The following is a 16407-nucleotide window of genomic DNA, read 5'->3' on the forward strand; positions in this document are numbered from 1 at the left end:
CCGGTGCCCGTCGTCCCTGTGGCGGCGGGCCATCCTCCCCTCGTGAGATATGGCCCTCAGTTACGTCACCTACACGGGGGACGGTGTCACCAAGAACTTCGCGGTCCCGTTCCCCTATCTCGAAAAGTCCCACGTCTACCCCACGGTCGGCGATACCATGCCGGCATTCACGTGGGTCAACGCCCAGACCGTCAGCTTCGCCGTCGCGCCCTCCGCAGGCATCGGCATCAAAATCTTCCGCTCCACCCCCAAGGTCCTCCCCGTCGTCACCTTCTACAACGACCAAGCAGTGGACGTGGAGCGCTTCAACGATGCCATTCGGCAGGCCCTCTATGTGGCCCAGGAGCTTGAAGACCTCTCCGGCTCGGTCATCAATCAGTACGTCTCGGCCATCCAGACGGGTGCCTGGTGGTACGACGTCTCGGCGTCGATCCCCTACACCCCGCTGAAGGGCGAGTACGTCCTCATTCTCCCTGTCGTCCGCGACGTGCAGGTCCCCGCGAACTTCTCCGGGAGCCTTGCCTATGCCGCTACGGCGCCGGCGGAGAGGGCTCAGGTGTTCTCCATCATGCGGGACCTGACGTCCATCGGGACGCTCACCTTCGCCGTTGGCTCCAGCACCGGCGTGTTCTCTGGAAGCGCTGCGAGCATTCCCGCCGGGGCCGTGCTCCGCGTGTCCCTCACCTCGGAAGCCGACAGCGTCTTCAAGGACATCGGCATCACCTTGCGCATGACCAGCGCCGACGAATGAGCTACCTCGTCAAGACACATAGGTCCGACCGAAGCAGCAAGATCAGCCGCTTCATGCCGCGCTACTGGACCCTGGACATGCCCCTTGAGGTGTCCGGCTCCATCCGAACCACGTCCTCGACGGCCATCCGGGCCGACGCTGTGTTCCGGCGCAACGGCGACATCGCCGGCATCATGTGGCATTCGGACCACCCGTTCGATCACCCCCGCTTCAAATACGAGACCAAGAACAACTACACGGGCCTCGTCTGGACCTTCTCCATCTCCCTCGGCGGAGACTGCCCGCGCCTCGACGCGCTCTATGGCGCCACGCTGGTGATCGACACCGGAGACGGCAAGACCTACAACGTCCGACTGTGGAACTATCGGACGGACAAGAACAACTCCGACCCGTACAAGCAGAAGATCACCATCCCGTTCACCTCCGACCTGTACAGCGGATATGGGGAGGTCACGGACGAGACCAGCGACGCCGAGAAGGAAGCCCGCCGCGTCCCGGTGACGGACATCGTCCGCCTCATGCTCCCCATCACGCCCAGGGATTACCTGGGCGGAGAGGCGACCCTGGGTTCTCCGCTCGCCAGCGGAACCCGGACTGTGACGGTTCAACTGAACAACGGCGCCACGTTGATGGGCGGCGACCTCATAACCGTCCCAACGTCGGATGGCGGCGGGTATGAGCTGGCGATTGCCGGCGTCACGGGCGAGGAGGGCGATCCTGTTGCCCACGGCTCCGATTGGGGCGACGTGGTCTTCGAGTGGTCCGCCCCCGAAGGCTTCACCAGCCCCACCTATGAGGTGAGCGTCAAGAAGCCCGATGGAACCTGGGCCGTTCTCGGGACAACCACCGAGACGTGGTTCGATTTCCCCGTCGAAGACAACGTCCCGATCTTCGACTACTCGCCCTCGTGGATCGAGTGGCGTGTCAAAGTGACGAGCGAGATGTCCTACTTCGTGGACGCCGCTTCCGCTGTCGCCGTGGACAATTCCTTCGTGACCGTCGTGGTGCCCTTCCTGGGCCAGTCCAATGCGGTGGGGCACTTCACGGAACTCTCCGGAAGCGGGCGGGACACGTGCTCTGCCGCCACCTTCCGGCGCAAGCTCGCCGAGCTGTACGGCATCCGTGCTGTCCGCGTCATGCCGCTGGAAGTGTGCTGGGGTTCCTCCGCTGCCGACCGTCAGGCTGATGACGACCCCATCAACGGCGTCAACTACTGGTGGGACCTCAACGAGGATAAGCCCGGTCCTCGCCTCCTCCAGGCCGTGGGCATCATCAACTCCATCGGCAAGGTGGCTCCTGTCGGCATCTGGGCGCAGGGCGAGAATGACGTCAGCTACACGGACGTCGGCTGGTCCGGGCATGGCAATCCCCAGCCCACCATCGACCGGATGAAGCAATCCTGGATCAAGATTTTCGCCTATCTCCGGGCCAACACCAATCCCGACATGACCCTGTACATCCAGAAGATGTGCACGTCGTGGTACGGCGACCCGCCTTATCAGGTTCTCGTCAGCGCCTACGAAGCGGCGCGGGCAGCGCAGGACGACATCGCGACCACTGACCCCCTGACCTACATCGGCGCCCAGAACCTCTGCTTCCAGCCTTCAGACTTTCTGAAGCAGGACATCACCTACATCCATTACGCCACGACCATCTACCACCAGCTCGCGAACCTCCTGGCGACGTCGATCCACGACAACCAGATGTCGCTGGACGGGACTGGCACGGCTCCTGGGATTGGGGACGTCCCGGCGGTGTATCTCACGCCGCCCATCGTGGACAATGGCGGGGGCTCCTACACCGTCCGCACGACCCGCGCCTATCTCGGCCCGGCCGTTGGGAGCGGGACGCGAGTGAGCGTCAAGACGCAGCTCAATGTCGCATTGGCGTCTCAGAACGAATGCTGGATGGCTGTCGAAGGCATCGTGGTCTCCGGCTCCAACACGACGCTCAAGATCGACCTGCGATACGAGCCGGCCCATTCCATGTCTATGACGGATGGGTATGACAACTGCTACAACTTGACGCCTGAGTTCGTGGCGGAGCGGACGTGGTCGCTGGGCTACCGTGGCCCATACGTCCTATACATGGGCATCTCGCACTTCCACAACTTCGATTGGACTGGTGAGAGGTGGCTCCTGCGCAAGACTGGGAGCCTCGTGAACTCCCCCACACGCCTGTGGTTCGAGGACTTCTGCAAGCAGCTCCAGAAGCGCAACTACGACCTGTGGGTGTCCATCTCCTACGAAATCCTTCAGTCCATCATGCCGGTGGAGTGGGCGCAGGTTAACGTGGATGGCGTTATGGCGACCACTGGCTGGAGCCCGCCCTCCGGCCTCGTCGAGCCCTCCAACTCGGAGGCCGCCGCATATCTCGCGAACGTCGCCATCCAGTTCCTCGGCATCGCCCAGGACAATGGGCTCGTCCCTCGATACCAAATCGGAGAACCTTGGTGGTGGGACGGCAGCTACACGGATAACAAGCCGTGCGTCTACAGCCTCGCGACCGTCACCAAGTACAACGAGGATACCGGCCTCTATGCCCCGGCGCCGTACATGGAGAGCACCCACCTCACCGAGGCGGAGCTTGAAGTTCAGCGGCCCTTCCTGGAATGGCTCGGCCGGCAGCTCGGAGAGAGCACCAACACCCAGATCGACATCGTCAAGGCGGCTTTCCCCAAGGCGCAGACGGCCATCCTGGTGTTCACCCCCCAGGTTCTCAACCCGACAGCCAACGCCTCGGCGATCATGAATCTGCCCCCGGCGGACCAGTGGGGGCCGAGCAAGTTCAACATCCTCATGATTGAGGACTACGACTGGGTCACCAAGGACTACGACACCGAGGCCCTCGGCGACGATAACTGGGCTCTCATGAAGGGGACCTGGGTCATGGCCCAGGAGACACTGGGCTACCCGCTGTCCCGCATCTTCTACTTCTCAGGCTTCAACCTGTCGGCCTCAACCGACTGGAAGTGGGCCTACATCGACGCTGCGGCGGAGATCGGGCGCAAGAATGGCGCAGCCCACGTCTTCTTCTGGTCGCGAGAGCAAATCCTCCGCGACGGCTTCATCTATCAGCGGCGAACCACCCCCACCATCTCCATCCAAACCAACGCCAGAGTAACGTGATGTCCCCCACGGACACGGCGGACCTCGCTCTCCAGCGCGACCTCGGTCGCCTGGAGGGTAAGGTTGACGCCATCCAGAAGTCCGCAACCAACATTGAGACGAACCTCCAGGCCCTCGAAGAGGCCCACAACATGCGGCTTGCAGCCCTCGAAAAGCGCCAGTGGTACATCACCGGCGCCGCCGCTGCCGCCGCGTGGATCGCCTCTTCGTTCCTCGACCTCAGGGCATTGCTGGGGCGCCTCCTTTGAAAATTGACGCCAGCATCCTCGAACAGCTCCAGTCCCTCGTCGTCCTGGAGCTGATGAAACGCATCCAGGATGGGACGGCCACGGCCGGCGACCTCGCCACCGCCGTCCGGCTCCTTAAGGACAACGGCATCGACGCCCGGTCCAAGGACGCCACCGAGCTGGATGAACGCCTGAAGAGCATCCTGCCATTCCAGGCGGCCCCCTCTGACCCCGACCTCATCGACTAAGGAACAACACCTCTACATGCTTTCCGCGAACCTCTACCGGACCCCCTATGGCGACATCACCATGCGTGTCGTGCCTGCCTCGGGGAGCCACACCTACAAGCTCCGCATCAAGTCCATTGATGGCACCTCGACCCTCCGGGACATCGTGTCATCCACGGTGCAGAGCGACACCAACTTCGGCGCGAACGGCCAGTACGTCGGCGCAGCCTGACCCACTAGGTACAAATGTCTGATCTTCCCATCTGGCCTCCGTACATCTCGGAGGTGGAGACGGAAGGATACGCCCAGCTCGTCCCGGCAATCACCGGGGCGAGCATGGTGGGCCGTGTCGCCGTCTTCGATGTCCCGCTGTCCGGGGCTTCTGTTTCCATTCCCACTGGCGTGTTCTCCGACTGCTTCGCGCTTGGGGTGCATGTCCGTGTTCTTGAGGACATCGTCGGGCCTACCGCAATTCAGGTGGGCATCGCCGGTTCCACCACGCTCTTCAGCTCGGGTTCGCACGTGCTGCCCTCCTTGACGGCAGGCGCTTCCACCTGGATGCCCCCCTACTCCCCCGTGGACTTCTTCTGGGGCGGGGACCTCCCGGTCCTCATCACCGCAGACGGCGGCGACTTCACCGCCGGCAAAATCCGCCTCGGCGCATATTCCCTCTGCCTTACGCCGCCCTCTGCGTAATCGCCTCCAGAGGCCACAGGCGGGCAATCCCCCTCCAGGCTACGAGTGTGCTCTGGAACTGCGGATGCCCGCCTGTGACCATCCCTGTCGATCCAGCGACCCTTGAACACCCGCACCCACCTCCTATCCTCGACCAGCAAGACCCCCGCTGATCCGCTGAAGGCGGACTTCCGAAACTTCCTCTGGCTCATCTGGCAGCACCTCAACCTGCCCGAGCCGACCCCGGTCCAGTACGACATCTCCCAGTTCCTCCAGCACGGCCCGCGCCGTCTGGTGATCGAGGCGTTCCGAGGCGTCGGCAAGAGCTGGATCACCAGCGCCTTCGTGTGCTGGCTCCTCTACTGCAACCCCCAGCTCAAAATCCTGGTGGTGTCGGCCTCCAAGGCCCGCGCCGACCAGTTCTCCGTCTTCACCCTGCGCCTCATCCGTGAGGTGGAGGTGCTCCGCTTCCTGGAGCCCAAGGAGGGCCAGCGTGAGAGCGCGGTGGCCTTCGACGTCGGCCCGGCCCGGCCTGACCATTCCCCGTCCGTCAAGTCGGTCGGCATCACCGGCCAGCTCACCGGCTCCCGCGCCGACTACATCGTGGCCGACGACATTGAGGTCGCGAACAACTCCTCGACCCAGGTGCAGCGCGACAAGCTCTCCGAGACCGTCAAGGAGTTCGACTCCGTGATCAAGCCGGGCGGACGGGTGATCTACCTGGGCACCCCGCAGTCCGAGCAGTCCCTCTACAACGAGCTTCCGGAGCGCGGATATGTCGCCCGCATCTGGCCGGCCCGCTACCCGACCGCCGACAAGCGCGAGAAGTATGGCGCCAAGCTCGCCCCGTTCATCGCCACGGCGCTTGACGAGAAGCCTTCGGTAGCAGGTCTCCCCACCGACCCGAAGCGCTTCACCCACGAGGACCTCCAGGAGCGTGAAGCCTCCTACGGCCGCTCGGGCTTCGCCTTGCAGTTCCAGCTCGACACGTCGCTCTCCGATGCCGACAAGTACCCGCTGAAGCTCTCCGACCTCATCGTCTTCTCCTGCGACCCATATCGCGGTCCAACTGACCTCGTGTGGGCGTCCGGGCCGGCTCAGGCCATCGACAGCCTTCCGGCCGTTGGCCTCGCTGGCGACCGCTACCACCAGCCGGCCTGGACCTCCAATCGCTTCGAGGAGTGGGAGGGCTCGGTCATGTTCATCGACCCCTCGGGCCGAGGCAAGGACGAGACCGCCTATGCCGTGGTCAAGACCCTCCACGGCCGCATGTTCCTCACCGCTGCCGGCGGCTTCCGGGGCGGCTACGACGCCAAGACCTTGGAGAGCCTCCTCCTGGTGGCCCGGCGCCAGAACGTCAACCTGATCCTCACCGAGCCCAACTATGGCGGCGGCATGTTCGCCGAGCTTCTCAAGGGCGTCTCGAAGTCCGTCTATCCCGTGCGGATCGAGGACGCCGAGTGGTCCAAGGCCCAGAAAGAGGCCCGCATCATCGACACCCTTGAGCCCGTCCTGAACCAGCACCGTCTCGTGGTCGCCCCCGAGGTGATCGAGCAGGACTACCGCTCCACCGAGGACTACCGCCCGGAGGACCAGCAGCCTTACCGACTCTTCTACCAGCTCACCCGCCTCACCGCCGACAGGGGCTCCCTGGGCCACGACGACCGCCTGGACGCCCTTGCGGGGGCCGTGGCGTACTGGTCGAAGGTGATGGCACGCGACACCGAGAAGGCCGCCCTAGACCAGCGAGAGCGTCTCCTGGACGCCGAGATCGAGCGCTTCATGCAGGGCGCCCTCGGCCGCAAAGCCGACCCCGAGCACTGGTCCTCCGGACTCATGCAGCGCCGCTTCGGCGGCCGATAGGGCCTGGGGGCGGCCGGTGACTTTCCCGCCACTCTAGCCGGCAGGGGTGGGAAGGTTTCTCTTTAAGTGTCCCTTCAGGTTCCCTTGAAGGTATCTTGAAGTTCCCCTGAAGGGACACTTACAAGACCACTCCCTAACACAACCCATAACGATGGAGGCAACCCCGTTGGTTCGCTTCAGGATGCCGCTGGTGACCATCTTGGCGGTGTGGCTGGTCTTCTTCGGCCAGACCATCGGTCCCCTTCAGCAGGGGCGCATGGGCCTTCTGGAGGCTCTGTGGCTTCCGACCCCCTATGCTGTGGGGGTGGGCGTAGTCCTCGCTGCCCTCATAAGGTTCGTGACGCGGGTGCGGTAGCAGCCTTCCGCACTCCACCGGCGATATTTGCCGGAAATTTTTGAACGCCACTCGATAGATAAAAGCTCGCGCGGAACCCCCCGTGGCCCGCCTCGCGCGTCGCGTGCGCCCGGCTTGCCGTTTCGCGCGTGATACGGAATGCCGCGCGTGGGCGATTGTCACCGGGATTTGTCACCGGTCGGCCGCAAACCCGCATGGATGCTGGATTGTCAACGGATATAGCATCCGTTCACCGGCTGGGCAACGCCCTGGCGCTCCGCTGGCACGGGGCCTGCAACGCGCGGGGGCGCCTGGGCGTGGGCCGTGCGCGATTTCCGCCGTGTGTTTCCGGCTATCTGTCGTTTTGTCGCACCCGCCCACAAACCCCTTGCAGGACGCTTCAAGGGCGCTGCAAGCCTCCGCTAACCCATTGGCAGAACAGGGGCAATCTGACTTATCCACAAGATACGTCAGAACGGACTTGACGTCCGAACGTACCAACGCTAGATTGGGACCATCGAAACACAGGGAGCCCACGACATGAGCACAGAGACTGAGGCCATTCGCGAAGAAGCCGCCCGCCACCTGAAGGCATTCGACATGCGCCGGACGGTGGAGGGGGTGGATACCCTGGCGGAGTTGCACGGGCTGAAGCCCTATGCGGGACGGAAGGGCGCGGGGGTGTGGGAGTGCTGGGCGGACCGAGTTCTTGAAGTCGCCATATGCCCCAAGCGGGCGGGGGAAGAAGAACTGGCGAGCCGGAAGGCGGAGGCTGACACCTATTCAGGGAACTGGAGGCCGCTCGACGACGCGCATCTCGCTTGATGAAAAAGTACGTTAGAATGGACTTGACGGCTGAACGTACATCGTCTAAGGTCCAATCACCAGCTAGGGCGGCAGCCCCGAGGGCCTGCTAGGGCAGGCTCTCCAGAGTGCCACCAAGCGCTAGACCCGGTCCCTCGGGCGAACAAATAGGGGGGCGGCATCGCAGCACAACGCATGGAACTCCCGAGTGCGACGGGGGCAGGCGGCGGAGGGCAGGCGGTGCGGACGCGACAGGGCATTGACCATGCGGAGCCTGCAAGTCGCGTGAAGGAGCAAGGGGGCGGTGCAATGCGGCCCCCATCGCTTCCGAAGGCCACACAGGCGCCCCTGTGATACGTTCAAGCGGACCATCCGTGCGAGCGAACCGCGCCGCTGTGTGGCCTCCGCAAGCGATTTAGGAGGCTTGAAAATGTACCCGACAAACCCAGCAACCGCCTTCGCCATGGCGACAATCATGCCCATCGCCTTCACCCTGGCGGTGGTGGTCTGCACCTATCGTGCCATGCGGATCATGTGACCATGCTTCACCTTGGCAAGAACTCCAGCGCTTCCGTGTTCATCTCACGGGAGGGGGCCAAACGCGCGGCTTCAGCCATTGGGCGGGAGCGCAGCGCCTCGGTTATCCCCGCCGTGAAGCGGGAGGCGGACCGGTCAACCTCAATCGGCTTCGTGGTGCGCTACAGCGACGCCACGGGCCTCATTCATTTCGCCTGAAGGTACGTTCAAGCGGATCATCCATCGGAGTGAACACCATGACTGCGGACATTTATGAACAGCACGACAAGGCGTTTCGCGACGTGTCGGCCTTCGTCATCCTCAAGGACGGGCGCAAGGTCGCCACCATCGCCTTGAAGTTCCCCAAGGACGGGGCGGGGCGGCTGTGGGCATACGTTCATTGGCTCGGCCTGCCCATGGTGCGCGGCTATGCTGGGGGTGGTGGCTATGACAAGCGCTCGGCAGCCGTCGCCAGCGCAATCCGTCATATCGCGGATGCGGAAGCCGAGGGGTATCGGTACGCCGCGCCGGAGGAAAAGGCACTTCGAGCCGCTTTCACCGGCGCCCTGGAGGGGGACAGCGGGCACGATTGGGCGTGTCGTCTGGAACGGGCGGGCTTCACTGTCCTGCAAGCCGTTTGAGGGGAGGCGTGACCATGGAACCGAATTGCGAGAAACACCCGCTGCACCGGGGAACCTACATCGTCTATGACGCCGCAGGCTTCGCTTTCCGCGCCTACAAGGTTGGGAAGACGTGGTGGGCCAAGCCCTCCCACTTGCGGGCCTCGGTGGATCGACGCATGCGCTGTGACGACACCTTGCGCGGACTGTGCCGGGAAATCGGTCGGTCTTATTGGGTGCCGCCTGCGGTCAACGCGAAATGACCATGGAAGGCGCCGCTATGCGCCCCTGGTGCGCCCGCATCCGCTATCCGGGCAAAAGCCCCATCCTATTCGGCACGACAACCGTGCGGCACGACGCGCCATTGCATGAGGTGCAAGCGGCTCTGGTCGCCGACATCGACGATTGCTTGCCGGGTGGGTGGGAAATCCTCTCACTGCTTCCCGGCGCCATCGTCTTCGTGCCGGAGGAATAGCCGCAATCTCAAGGGGCGAGGTGTGTCCTTGCCCCTTCGGAGTACGGCTGAACGGATTATCCGGGAGAACGAACTATGTCTGCAACCGCCTTCGATCCGGCGCCGCCGGTCAACTGCCGCTATGGGGCGCCCATGGGCCGCCGAAGCAACGCCTATCTTGAAACTTGCGCCGGCCGGCTCCGGCTGGTCCGCGTCCCTCTCGATGCCGGGGGCTATGACAAGGGCGGGGCCTATTGGGGCCTGGGCGAGCCGCTTTATTGCGTCGCCGACCAGGACGGGAACACGGCTTACCTTCGGGCGAAGAGCCGGGAATATGCGAAATCCGTCATCCTGGCCGACTGGCCCGAAGCGACGTTTTACCGATAGGAGGAAGCCCTGACCAAGCTGACGGCCTTGTTTCGCGTTCCGTCCTAGCCCCTTGGATGCCACAATGTTCCTGCTTTGTTCTTGACGGTAATTTAAGGCGGACCTATGGTCGGCCCGCTATCAGGGCGTAGGAAAATGGAAGCAGTTCTTGCGAGTGATTTTGACGTATCTAGTGGGCATGAAACGGTGTGGGGGTTCCTGAAACGGACGGAACCGCAGGCCCTGGAGGGCCTGGACGATTGGGAAGAGGCGCTGCTTGAAGATCAGCGGCGAGCCGTGGAAATGGCGCAGATGCAAGGCGTTCCCACCATAGAGCTTCCGGCTCCCGCGTGGCTAGACGCACCCTCCGCCGTGGCGTTCCCGACGGCATTCCTGTTGGACTTCTATCCGGCCAACCCGTAGCCCTTCCTCTCTCCCTCGACGTGCACTCGTTCACGTGGTACGTTCGGGCGCATAGTCTATGGAGACGGATGAAATGGCTGACCGTACTTTGACCGAACGTGAGGCCAAGGCCCTCACCACCCTGACGACGGCGCTGGAAGCGCTGCACGACGTCCACGATGAAATGACCATCCGGACGGCGATCACCTTCCTGCGCCTCGCACTGGACCAAGGGACCACGCAAAGCGATTTGGCCCGGTACTACGGATGGCCGAAGACCTCCGTCAACCGGAACATCAAGCTCCTACAGGACAAGGGGGTTCGAGGAAACCCAGGCTTGGGGCTTCTCGACCTCCGTGCCGATGACGTTGACGAGCGAGCAAAGCCCGTTGGCGTTAGCCCCAAGGGTGCGAGGCTCATCCGCACCCTGGACCACATACTCTCGGGAGTAACAGAAGGTGGCAATTCGTGAGAAGGGCGGGAAATTCCTCGCCGACTTCATGGTGGACGGGACGCGCTACCGTGAGGTGTTCGGTTCGCGTCCGGAGGCGGAGGCGTGGGAGCTGAAATGCCGCGCCGCGCTCAAGCTGGGCCAGCCGGTGCCCCGGAAGGAGTTCAACCCGGCTGTCGCGGCGGGCGGTCTCCGCACAATGCGGGGGCTCATGGAGCACGTTTGCAAGGTCCACTGGAAGGATGCCAAGTCGGCGGCCGACCAGTTGCGAAATGCGAAGCGCTTCGTGGACTTTGTGGGCGGCAACATCCCGCCGGCCTCCGCCTTCACGGTGGAGAACTTGGGCGCCTTCGTCGAGATGCTGAAGACCTCGGGATGCTCGAACGGCACCGTCAACCGCTATCTATCGAACGTCTCGAAGATGGCGAGCGTGGCGCTGAAGGCGGACCGGATCACCAAGATGCCGGAAATCCCCTGGCAGAAGGAGGGGCCGGGCCGCACCATTGCTTTCACACGGGACGAGGTGGAAGCGATCATCAAGCTCGCGACCCGCTGGGGCTATCAGCGGGAGGCGGATATGTTCCAGTTCCTCATAGACACGGGCTGTCGCCTGGGGGAGCTGACCAAGGTCCGGTGGGGGGACTTCAACGCCGACCTCACGGCCGTGACGTTCGCTCGTGACATCACCAAGACGTCGCATGACCGGACCATTCCGCTCTTCCCCACCACCACGGAAGTGATGAAGCGATGCCGCCTCGTCACGGGTGACCTGGAGCGCCCCTTCCAGGACACTTCACCGGCCCGGCTGCGGAAGGTGTGGTACCGCATCAAGGAGAAACTGAAGCTCCCGGATGAAACCACAATCCACACCCTCCGCCACACCCGGTGCACGTGGTTTGCTCTGGAGGGGTGGGACTTCTGGCGCATCCAGAAATGGATGGGGCATTCGTCCCTTGCGACAACTCGCCGCTACACGAACTTGGTGCCGAATGACCTCGACGCCATGGTTCACGGGCGGGACGACTCGCATTTGTCACCGGATCAGCGGTGACAAATCCCGGTGACAAAACCAGCAAACGGCCACAATCGGTGACAAAGCGTGGCAGCGCTAAGTCACTGAAATGATTGGAGGCCACGGCCAGAATCGAACTGGCGTACACGGATTTGCAGTCCGCTGCGTAACCACTCCGCCACGTGGCCCCACGAAGTGCGCTTATTACGGTGTGGGAACCGCGTACGCAAGGCCGTGGCGGCGGATTTCCACGGCGTTTCGAATTTCGCGCGGGCGCTGGGGTCTTAAGGTGGTGCGCGGCCCGGTTTTTCGGCCTGCGCGACGGGGGCGCCGCCGAGCTCGCCGAAACCTGAATGTCCGCGCCAAGGTATAATGTTAAAGTGAATTGAAGGCCCAGGCGCGCTCCTATAAACCCCGCCCATGCTCGGTTTCGATGCTTCTTTGCCCGCAGTTGGACGCTTGATGCGATTAAGGATCAATCTCGCCCAGATTATAGTTGCCGTCGTAACGTTTCTGGTTTTGGTGGCGAGCTATTGGGGTTACCTTGAATACTCTTTTCTCGCGTCGCGTCAGGATGCTGTCGCAGCAGGGCGGTTGAGGGCACGGCAGATTAGTGAGGCTGCGCGCCAGCAGCTGACCGCTACGTTTCGCGGGGCGGATTATCTCTTGCAGAACGTGCGCAGAGACTACGTACGCTCGCCGGTCGACTTCAATCTTCTCGCCACGCAGGCCCTCTCGCTTCTGCCGGCGTCCTCAGAGGCGCAGATCGCGATTTATGGCGCGGATGGCCGGCTGGTCGTGGCCAGCGGCACGGCTCCCGTGTGGGACGATGTGGCCGAGCGGGCCTTTTTCAAGCAGCAGCAGGCGCATTTTTCGGCGGATGCGCTGGTCGTGGGCGAGGCGGCGCAGGATCCGCGCGGCGCGCGCTGGCGTGTGCCGCTGGCGCGCGCGCTGCTGACGCCGGAAGGGTTTGCGGGTGTCATCGTGATGACGGTATCGCCGCAGTTCCTCTCCAATGAGCTGGCGCTGGTGGTGCTCGGGGAGAACGACACGGTGGGCGCGGTCCATCTTCCCGAGGGCACCTATCTGGCCCGCAGCAGCCAGATCAAGACCTTGATGGGGCGGGCGGTGAAGGCTTCGCGGCCCTACCTGCATCTGCAGCCCGGGGCGCCCGAGCAGGGCGTCTTCATGGCCGAGGCCACCCACGAGCCGGTGGAGCGCATCTACGCCTGGGCCAAGCTGCGGGACCTGCCGGTGGTGATCTTTGTCGGCCTGTCCACCGGCGACCTCTTGGCACCGCTCAACGCCTCCATAGCGGCCCATCGCTGGACCAACCTGATCGGCACGCTGGCGCTGCTGGGTCTTGCCGCGGGGCTGGCGTTCCTGGCCTTCCGCGACATTCGCCAGCGCACCGCCTTGATGCGTCAGGAGGCGCTCTACCGGGCGCTGTTCGATCAGAACCATTCGGTGAAGCTGCTGACCGATCCTGCGGATGGTCGCATCCTTGCCGCCAATGCGGCGGCGGCGGCTTTCTATGGCTATACCGCCGAGCAGCTCGCGCGGATGAATATCTCGGACATCAACTGCCTGCCGCGGGAGGAGGTTGCCCGCTGCATGGCAGAGGCGAAGCAGGGAGAGCGGCCATCGTTCGTCTTCCCGCACCGTCTGGCTTCCGGCGACATCCGGATGGTCGAGGTGTTTTCCGGCCCCGTGACCATCGGCGAGAAGACGGCGCTCTATTCCATCATTCACGACGTGACCGACCGCTTCGAGCTTGAGCGCGGCCTGCGGGAAAGCGAGGAGCGTTACCGGGGCATTTTCGAGGCTGTTCCCGCCGGTCTCATCCTGGTCGATGAGAACGGCAAAATCACCAGCTGGAACGAAACGGTGCTGCAGATTCTGCGGACCGACGTGAACGGACTTGTGTCGCGCACGGCAACGCTGCTCGACGCCTATGGCGAAGCGGTGCCTCCGGATCGCCGGCCTTCCGCGCGCTGCCTGTCGGAAGACATCAAGGAAGAGCTCTATTCGGTCTGGGGCGAGAATGGGCGGCGTATCTGGCTCAGCGTGGAAGGGCGGCGCTTCAGCTCCGACGCGAAGGGCGTGCCGGCGGGGGCGATTCTCGTGCTCTCGGACATCACCCGGGCCGTGCAGCTCGAAGAGGAAGTGCTCATCAGCGAGCGCGTGTTCGAGGCTGCTGCTGAAGGCATCATGGTCACCGATGTGCGCTGGGAGATCATCCGGGTCAATCCGGCGTTCGAGGAGATCACCGGCTATCCGCCTCACGAGGTAATTGGCAAGAAGCCCAAGATGCTGGCGCCGGGTCGCAACGGGCTGAGCTTTTACCGCCCCATCTTCAAGAGCCTGGCCGCCAAGCGCAGCTGGGAAGGGGACATCACCAACCGGCGCCGCGACGGCCGCCTTTCGGTGGAGCGCACGGTGGTCAGCGCCATCGTCCAGTCCGATGGCCGTCTCTCGGGCTATGTCACGCTGCTGTCCGACGTCACTGCGCGCAAGAAGCAGGAAGAGGAAATCTGGCTGCGCGCCAATTTCGACACCCTCACTGGCCTGCCCAACCGCACGCTGCTCGCCGATCGCATCGAGCAGGCGCTGAACATGGATCATCACTCCGAGCGCATGGTTGGGGTGCTGTTCATCGATCTCGACCGGTTCAAGCCGGTGAACGACCAGTGGGGCCATGCCGCGGGCGACGAGCTGTTGCGGCTGGTGGCCCGGCGCATTTCCGGCGCGGTGCGCGCGGAAGATACGGTGGCGCGTGTGGGTGGTGACGAGTTCGTGGTGTTCCTGCCGTCCGTGAGCAAGGCGGCGGACGTCAGCAAGATCGCCAACAAGATCCTGGATCTCCTGCGCTCACCCTTCATCCTGTCGGAGGGCGAGGCCTCCATCTCGGCGTGCGTAGGCGTCGCGCTCGGCCGCGCAGGGGCAGTTAGCGCCGAGAATCTCATTCGCCGCGCCGATGCCGCCATGTATCGGGGCAAGACCAGTGGCCGCTCCCGGGTGGTGGTGTTCGCCGAGGCGGAGGAGCGGGTCGAGGCCTGATTCTGCGACACGCGATGGCGGGCCGGGCGCGGCCCGTCGTTCAGGCCTCCTCGGGAAGCGGCGCGATGCGCGTGCTGTCCTCGCCCCTGTGGACCGCCATTCCCATGCGGAAGCTCAGCGCCATGCGCTCGGCGTGGGCGATGGCCTTGAGGGCGCTCTCATGATCCAGGACGCGCCGCGCCACCGGGCGGAACAGCGTCAGCCACCTCGCGAAGTGCGCGTCCCCAACCGGGCCGAGGGTGAGGTGCGGGGGCAGGGGGCGCCCGTCATAACGCTTGGTCTTCAACAGCACGGACGACCAGAAGCCGCACATCTTTTCCAGGTGGGCAGGCCATTCGTGAGGCGCGATTTTCGCCGCGAACACGGGGCCGATCAGAGGGTCGGCCTGCACCGCGTCGTAGAAAGAATACACCAGATCGCGGATGGCCTCCTCGGACGGGCCTTGCGCTTGTGGCGTGCCGGCAATGTTCTCGCTCATGCTTTCGTCTCCGGCGCGAAGATGGCCCAGAATCGTGATGTGGAACGCTTTGGAAGCAAGGGACATGCCGTCCCATGCGACGTGCTGCCACACTCGCGGGGCGCAGCCGGGCGATGTCAGCGTGGCCTTTGGTGTGCCAAGCCCTTTGGCGCCTTGCAAAAGGGGCGGCAATGTGGCTCTTGAAGCCGAGCTGACCCGCCGGGCCGCCCCGCCAAGGCGCCCGGGCGTTATGGTCCGGAGGGAAGACATGATCGATTTCGTCGAGCTTCGCCGCGGCATGGTGGACGGGCAGGTCCGCACCAATGACGTGACGGACCACCGCATTGTCAGCGCCATGCTCGATATCCCGCGCGAGAAATTCGTGCCGCAGGCCCTGAAGTCGCTCGCTTATATCGATGACGACCTGGAGATTCGCCCTGCCGCCGGCTCCAAGCCCGCACGCTACATCATGGAGCCGATGATTCTCGCCCGGCTGGTGCAGCTCGCCGACGTGGACGAGAAGGACCATGTTTTGGATGTGGGCGCTGGCACCGGCTATGGCGCCGCAGTCCTGTCGCGCCTCGCGCAGCAGGTCGTGGCGCTGGAGGAAGATGCCGAGCTCGCCGCTCTCGCCAACAAGACCCTGTCCGATCTCGGCGTGGGCAACGTGGCGGTGATGCAGGGCGTGCTCGAAGCCGGCTGGGCGGCGGAGGCCGATTACGACCTCATCCTCATCGAAGGAGCGGTCGAGGTGATTCCCGAAAAGCTGTTCGCGCAGCTCAAGGAGGGCGGTCGCCTGGTCGCCGTCGTGGGTGAGGGGGGCGCCGGACGGGCCAGCATCTTCACCAAGGTGGGCGGAAAGCTCAGCGAGCGGGTGGCCTTCAATGCCGCAATTCCCTCTCTGCCCGGTTTCAAGGCACCTCCGCGCTTCATTTTCTGAATAGACCTGTGGCGCGTTTGCCTCGGTAATCCGAAAAGCGACGTTGGAACCGAACCAGTCGGTTTCGTCGCGCCTAAGCTGCGGATATCTTGCCTTTTCGTTACCGCGCGGCGGGTGCGC

Annotated in this window: 20 protein-coding genes and 1 tRNA gene; 19 read left to right on the forward strand and 2 right to left on the reverse strand. The window is 63.9% G+C overall.

Annotation, left to right across the window (positions count from 1 at the left end; all coding sequences use genetic code 11):
- Positions 1-49 precede the first annotated feature (49 nt).
- From L0966_RS00280 to L0966_RS22405, 17 genes are all read left to right on the forward strand, one after another.
- Entirely contained in the window at positions 50-751 is a 702-nt protein-coding gene (locus L0966_RS00280) for a phage tail fiber protein (RefSeq protein WP_234049850.1), read from the forward strand.
- A complete protein-coding gene (locus tag L0966_RS00285; RefSeq protein WP_234049851.1) occupies positions 748-3879 on the forward strand; it encodes a hypothetical protein in 3132 nt (1043 codons plus the stop codon). Before L0966_RS00280 ends, L0966_RS00285 begins: the two co-directional genes overlap by 4 nt.
- The gene (locus tag L0966_RS00290; RefSeq protein WP_234049852.1) at positions 3879-4127 is read left to right on the forward strand and encodes a hypothetical protein; all 249 of its coding nucleotides are present in this window, start codon (positions 3879-3881) and stop codon (positions 4125-4127) included. Before L0966_RS00285 ends, L0966_RS00290 begins: the two co-directional genes overlap by 1 nt.
- Positions 4124-4354, forward strand: coding sequence for a hypothetical protein (locus tag L0966_RS00295; RefSeq protein ID WP_234049853.1), 231 nt, complete (start codon positions 4124-4126; stop codon positions 4352-4354). The genes L0966_RS00290 and L0966_RS00295 overlap by 4 nt, the downstream gene beginning before the upstream one ends.
- A 16-nt stretch (positions 4355-4370) precedes the next feature.
- Positions 4371-4565: a hypothetical protein gene (locus tag L0966_RS00300; protein WP_234049854.1), complete on the forward strand. Its 195-nt coding sequence runs from the start codon at positions 4371-4373 to the stop codon at positions 4563-4565.
- A 14-nt stretch (positions 4566-4579) separates the two neighbouring features.
- Complete coding sequence (locus tag L0966_RS00305; RefSeq protein ID WP_234049855.1) at positions 4580-5029, forward strand: hypothetical protein; 450 nt, start codon at positions 4580-4582, stop codon at positions 5027-5029.
- 102 nt (positions 5030-5131) lie between these two features.
- The gene (gene terL / locus L0966_RS00310; protein WP_234049856.1) at positions 5132-6871 is read left to right on the forward strand and encodes a phage terminase large subunit; all 1740 of its coding nucleotides are present in this window, start codon (positions 5132-5134) and stop codon (positions 6869-6871) included.
- Positions 6872-7061: 190 nt separating this feature from the next.
- Positions 7062-7226: a hypothetical protein gene (locus L0966_RS00315; RefSeq protein ID WP_234049857.1), complete on the forward strand. Its 165-nt coding sequence runs from the start codon at positions 7062-7064 to the stop codon at positions 7224-7226.
- Positions 7227-7745: 519 nt separating this feature from the next.
- Positions 7746-8030 carry a hypothetical protein gene (locus L0966_RS00320; RefSeq protein WP_234049858.1) on the forward strand — a complete coding sequence of 95 codons (285 nt, stop codon included), beginning with the start codon at positions 7746-7748 and terminating at the stop codon, positions 8028-8030.
- Positions 8031-8549: 519 nt separating this feature from the next.
- Positions 8550-8744 (forward strand): hypothetical protein, encoded by a 195-nt coding sequence (locus tag L0966_RS00325; RefSeq protein ID WP_234049859.1) that lies wholly within the window; start codon positions 8550-8552, stop codon positions 8742-8744.
- A gap of 38 nt (positions 8745-8782) precedes the next feature.
- The gene (locus tag L0966_RS00330) at positions 8783-9166 is read left to right on the forward strand and encodes a hypothetical protein (protein WP_234049860.1); all 384 of its coding nucleotides are present in this window, start codon (positions 8783-8785) and stop codon (positions 9164-9166) included.
- A gap of 14 nt (positions 9167-9180) precedes the next feature.
- Positions 9181-9408 (forward strand): hypothetical protein, encoded by a 228-nt coding sequence (locus L0966_RS00335; RefSeq protein WP_234049861.1) that lies wholly within the window; start codon positions 9181-9183, stop codon positions 9406-9408.
- 2 nt (positions 9409-9410) lie between these two features.
- Positions 9411-9620, forward strand: a complete 210-nt coding sequence (locus L0966_RS00340; protein ID WP_234049862.1) for a hypothetical protein — start codon at positions 9411-9413, stop codon at positions 9618-9620.
- Between the two features lie 75 nt (positions 9621-9695).
- On the forward strand, positions 9696-9986 hold the full coding sequence (locus tag L0966_RS00345) for a hypothetical protein (RefSeq protein ID WP_234049863.1): 291 nt from the start codon (positions 9696-9698) through the stop codon (positions 9984-9986).
- Positions 9987-10121: 135 nt separating this feature from the next.
- Positions 10122-10388 (forward strand): hypothetical protein, encoded by a 267-nt coding sequence (locus L0966_RS00350; RefSeq protein WP_234049864.1) that lies wholly within the window; start codon positions 10122-10124, stop codon positions 10386-10388.
- A 73-nt stretch (positions 10389-10461) separates the two neighbouring features.
- Positions 10462-10839 carry a helix-turn-helix domain-containing protein gene (locus L0966_RS00355; RefSeq protein WP_234049865.1) on the forward strand — a complete coding sequence of 126 codons (378 nt, stop codon included), beginning with the start codon at positions 10462-10464 and terminating at the stop codon, positions 10837-10839.
- A complete protein-coding gene (locus L0966_RS22405; protein WP_234049866.1) occupies positions 10826-11869 on the forward strand; it encodes a site-specific integrase in 1044 nt (347 codons plus the stop codon). The genes L0966_RS00355 and L0966_RS22405 overlap by 14 nt, the downstream gene beginning before the upstream one ends.
- Before the next feature lie 75 nt (positions 11870-11944).
- Here the strand turns inward: L0966_RS22405 and L0966_RS00365 are convergent.
- A tRNA-Cys gene (locus tag L0966_RS00365) sits at positions 11945-12018 on the reverse strand.
- A gap of 274 nt (positions 12019-12292) precedes the next feature.
- Between L0966_RS00365 and L0966_RS00370 the strand changes: the two genes are divergently transcribed.
- The gene (locus tag L0966_RS00370; RefSeq protein ID WP_234049867.1) at positions 12293-14890 is read left to right on the forward strand and encodes a PAS domain S-box protein; all 2598 of its coding nucleotides are present in this window, start codon (positions 12293-12295) and stop codon (positions 14888-14890) included.
- Positions 14891-14930: 40 nt separating this feature from the next.
- Here the strand turns inward: L0966_RS00370 and L0966_RS00375 are convergent, their stop codons facing one another.
- Positions 14931-15368, reverse strand: coding sequence for a group III truncated hemoglobin (locus L0966_RS00375; RefSeq protein ID WP_234049868.1), 438 nt, complete (start codon positions 15366-15368; stop codon positions 14931-14933).
- Between the two features lie 247 nt (positions 15369-15615).
- Here L0966_RS00375 and L0966_RS00380 point away from each other — a divergent pair, with 247 nt between their 5' ends.
- Positions 15616-16287, forward strand: coding sequence for a protein-L-isoaspartate O-methyltransferase (locus tag L0966_RS00380; protein ID WP_234049869.1), 672 nt, complete (start codon positions 15616-15618; stop codon positions 16285-16287).
- The last annotated feature ends 120 nt before the right edge of the window (positions 16288-16407 follow it).

Origin of the sequence: Xanthobacter sp. NM-59, assembly GCF_021401125.1 — a bacterium.
In the GTDB taxonomy this organism is placed as follows: Bacteria; Pseudomonadota; Alphaproteobacteria; order Rhizobiales; family Xanthobacteraceae; genus Xanthobacter.

Excerpts from the sequence above, each read along its gene's own strand:
- L0966_RS00320 (WP_234049858.1), top strand. The coding sequence starts at position 7,746 with ATGAGCACAGAGACTGAGGCCATTCGCGAAGAAGCCGCCCGCCACCTG.
- L0966_RS00380 (WP_234049869.1), top strand. The coding sequence starts at position 15,616 with ATGATCGATTTCGTCGAGCTTCGCCGCGGCATGGTGGACGGGCAGGTC.
- L0966_RS00300 (WP_234049854.1), top strand. The coding sequence starts at position 4,371 with ATGCTTTCCGCGAACCTCTACCGGACCCCCTATGGCGACATCACCATG.
- L0966_RS00305 (WP_234049855.1), top strand. The coding sequence starts at position 4,580 with ATGTCTGATCTTCCCATCTGGCCTCCGTACATCTCGGAGGTGGAGACG.
- L0966_RS00290 (WP_234049852.1), top strand. The coding sequence starts at position 3,879 with ATGTCCCCCACGGACACGGCGGACCTCGCTCTCCAGCGCGACCTCGGT.
- L0966_RS00370 (WP_234049867.1), top strand. The coding sequence starts at position 12,293 with ATGCGATTAAGGATCAATCTCGCCCAGATTATAGTTGCCGTCGTAACG.
- L0966_RS00335 (WP_234049861.1), top strand. The coding sequence starts at position 9,181 with ATGGAACCGAATTGCGAGAAACACCCGCTGCACCGGGGAACCTACATC.
- L0966_RS00340 (WP_234049862.1), top strand. The coding sequence starts at position 9,411 with ATGGAAGGCGCCGCTATGCGCCCCTGGTGCGCCCGCATCCGCTATCCG.
- L0966_RS00350 (WP_234049864.1), top strand. The coding sequence starts at position 10,122 with ATGGAAGCAGTTCTTGCGAGTGATTTTGACGTATCTAGTGGGCATGAA.
- L0966_RS00280 (WP_234049850.1), top strand. The coding sequence starts at position 50 with ATGGCCCTCAGTTACGTCACCTACACGGGGGACGGTGTCACCAAGAAC.
- L0966_RS00355 (WP_234049865.1), top strand. The coding sequence starts at position 10,462 with ATGGCTGACCGTACTTTGACCGAACGTGAGGCCAAGGCCCTCACCACC.
- L0966_RS00375 (WP_234049868.1), bottom strand. The coding sequence starts at position 15,368 with ATGAGCGAGAACATTGCCGGCACGCCACAAGCGCAAGGCCCGTCCGAG.
- L0966_RS00330 (WP_234049860.1), top strand. The coding sequence starts at position 8,783 with ATGACTGCGGACATTTATGAACAGCACGACAAGGCGTTTCGCGACGTG.
- L0966_RS00345 (WP_234049863.1), top strand. The coding sequence starts at position 9,696 with ATGTCTGCAACCGCCTTCGATCCGGCGCCGCCGGTCAACTGCCGCTAT.
- L0966_RS00285 (WP_234049851.1), top strand. The coding sequence starts at position 748 with ATGAGCTACCTCGTCAAGACACATAGGTCCGACCGAAGCAGCAAGATC.
- L0966_RS00325 (WP_234049859.1), top strand. The coding sequence starts at position 8,550 with ATGCTTCACCTTGGCAAGAACTCCAGCGCTTCCGTGTTCATCTCACGG.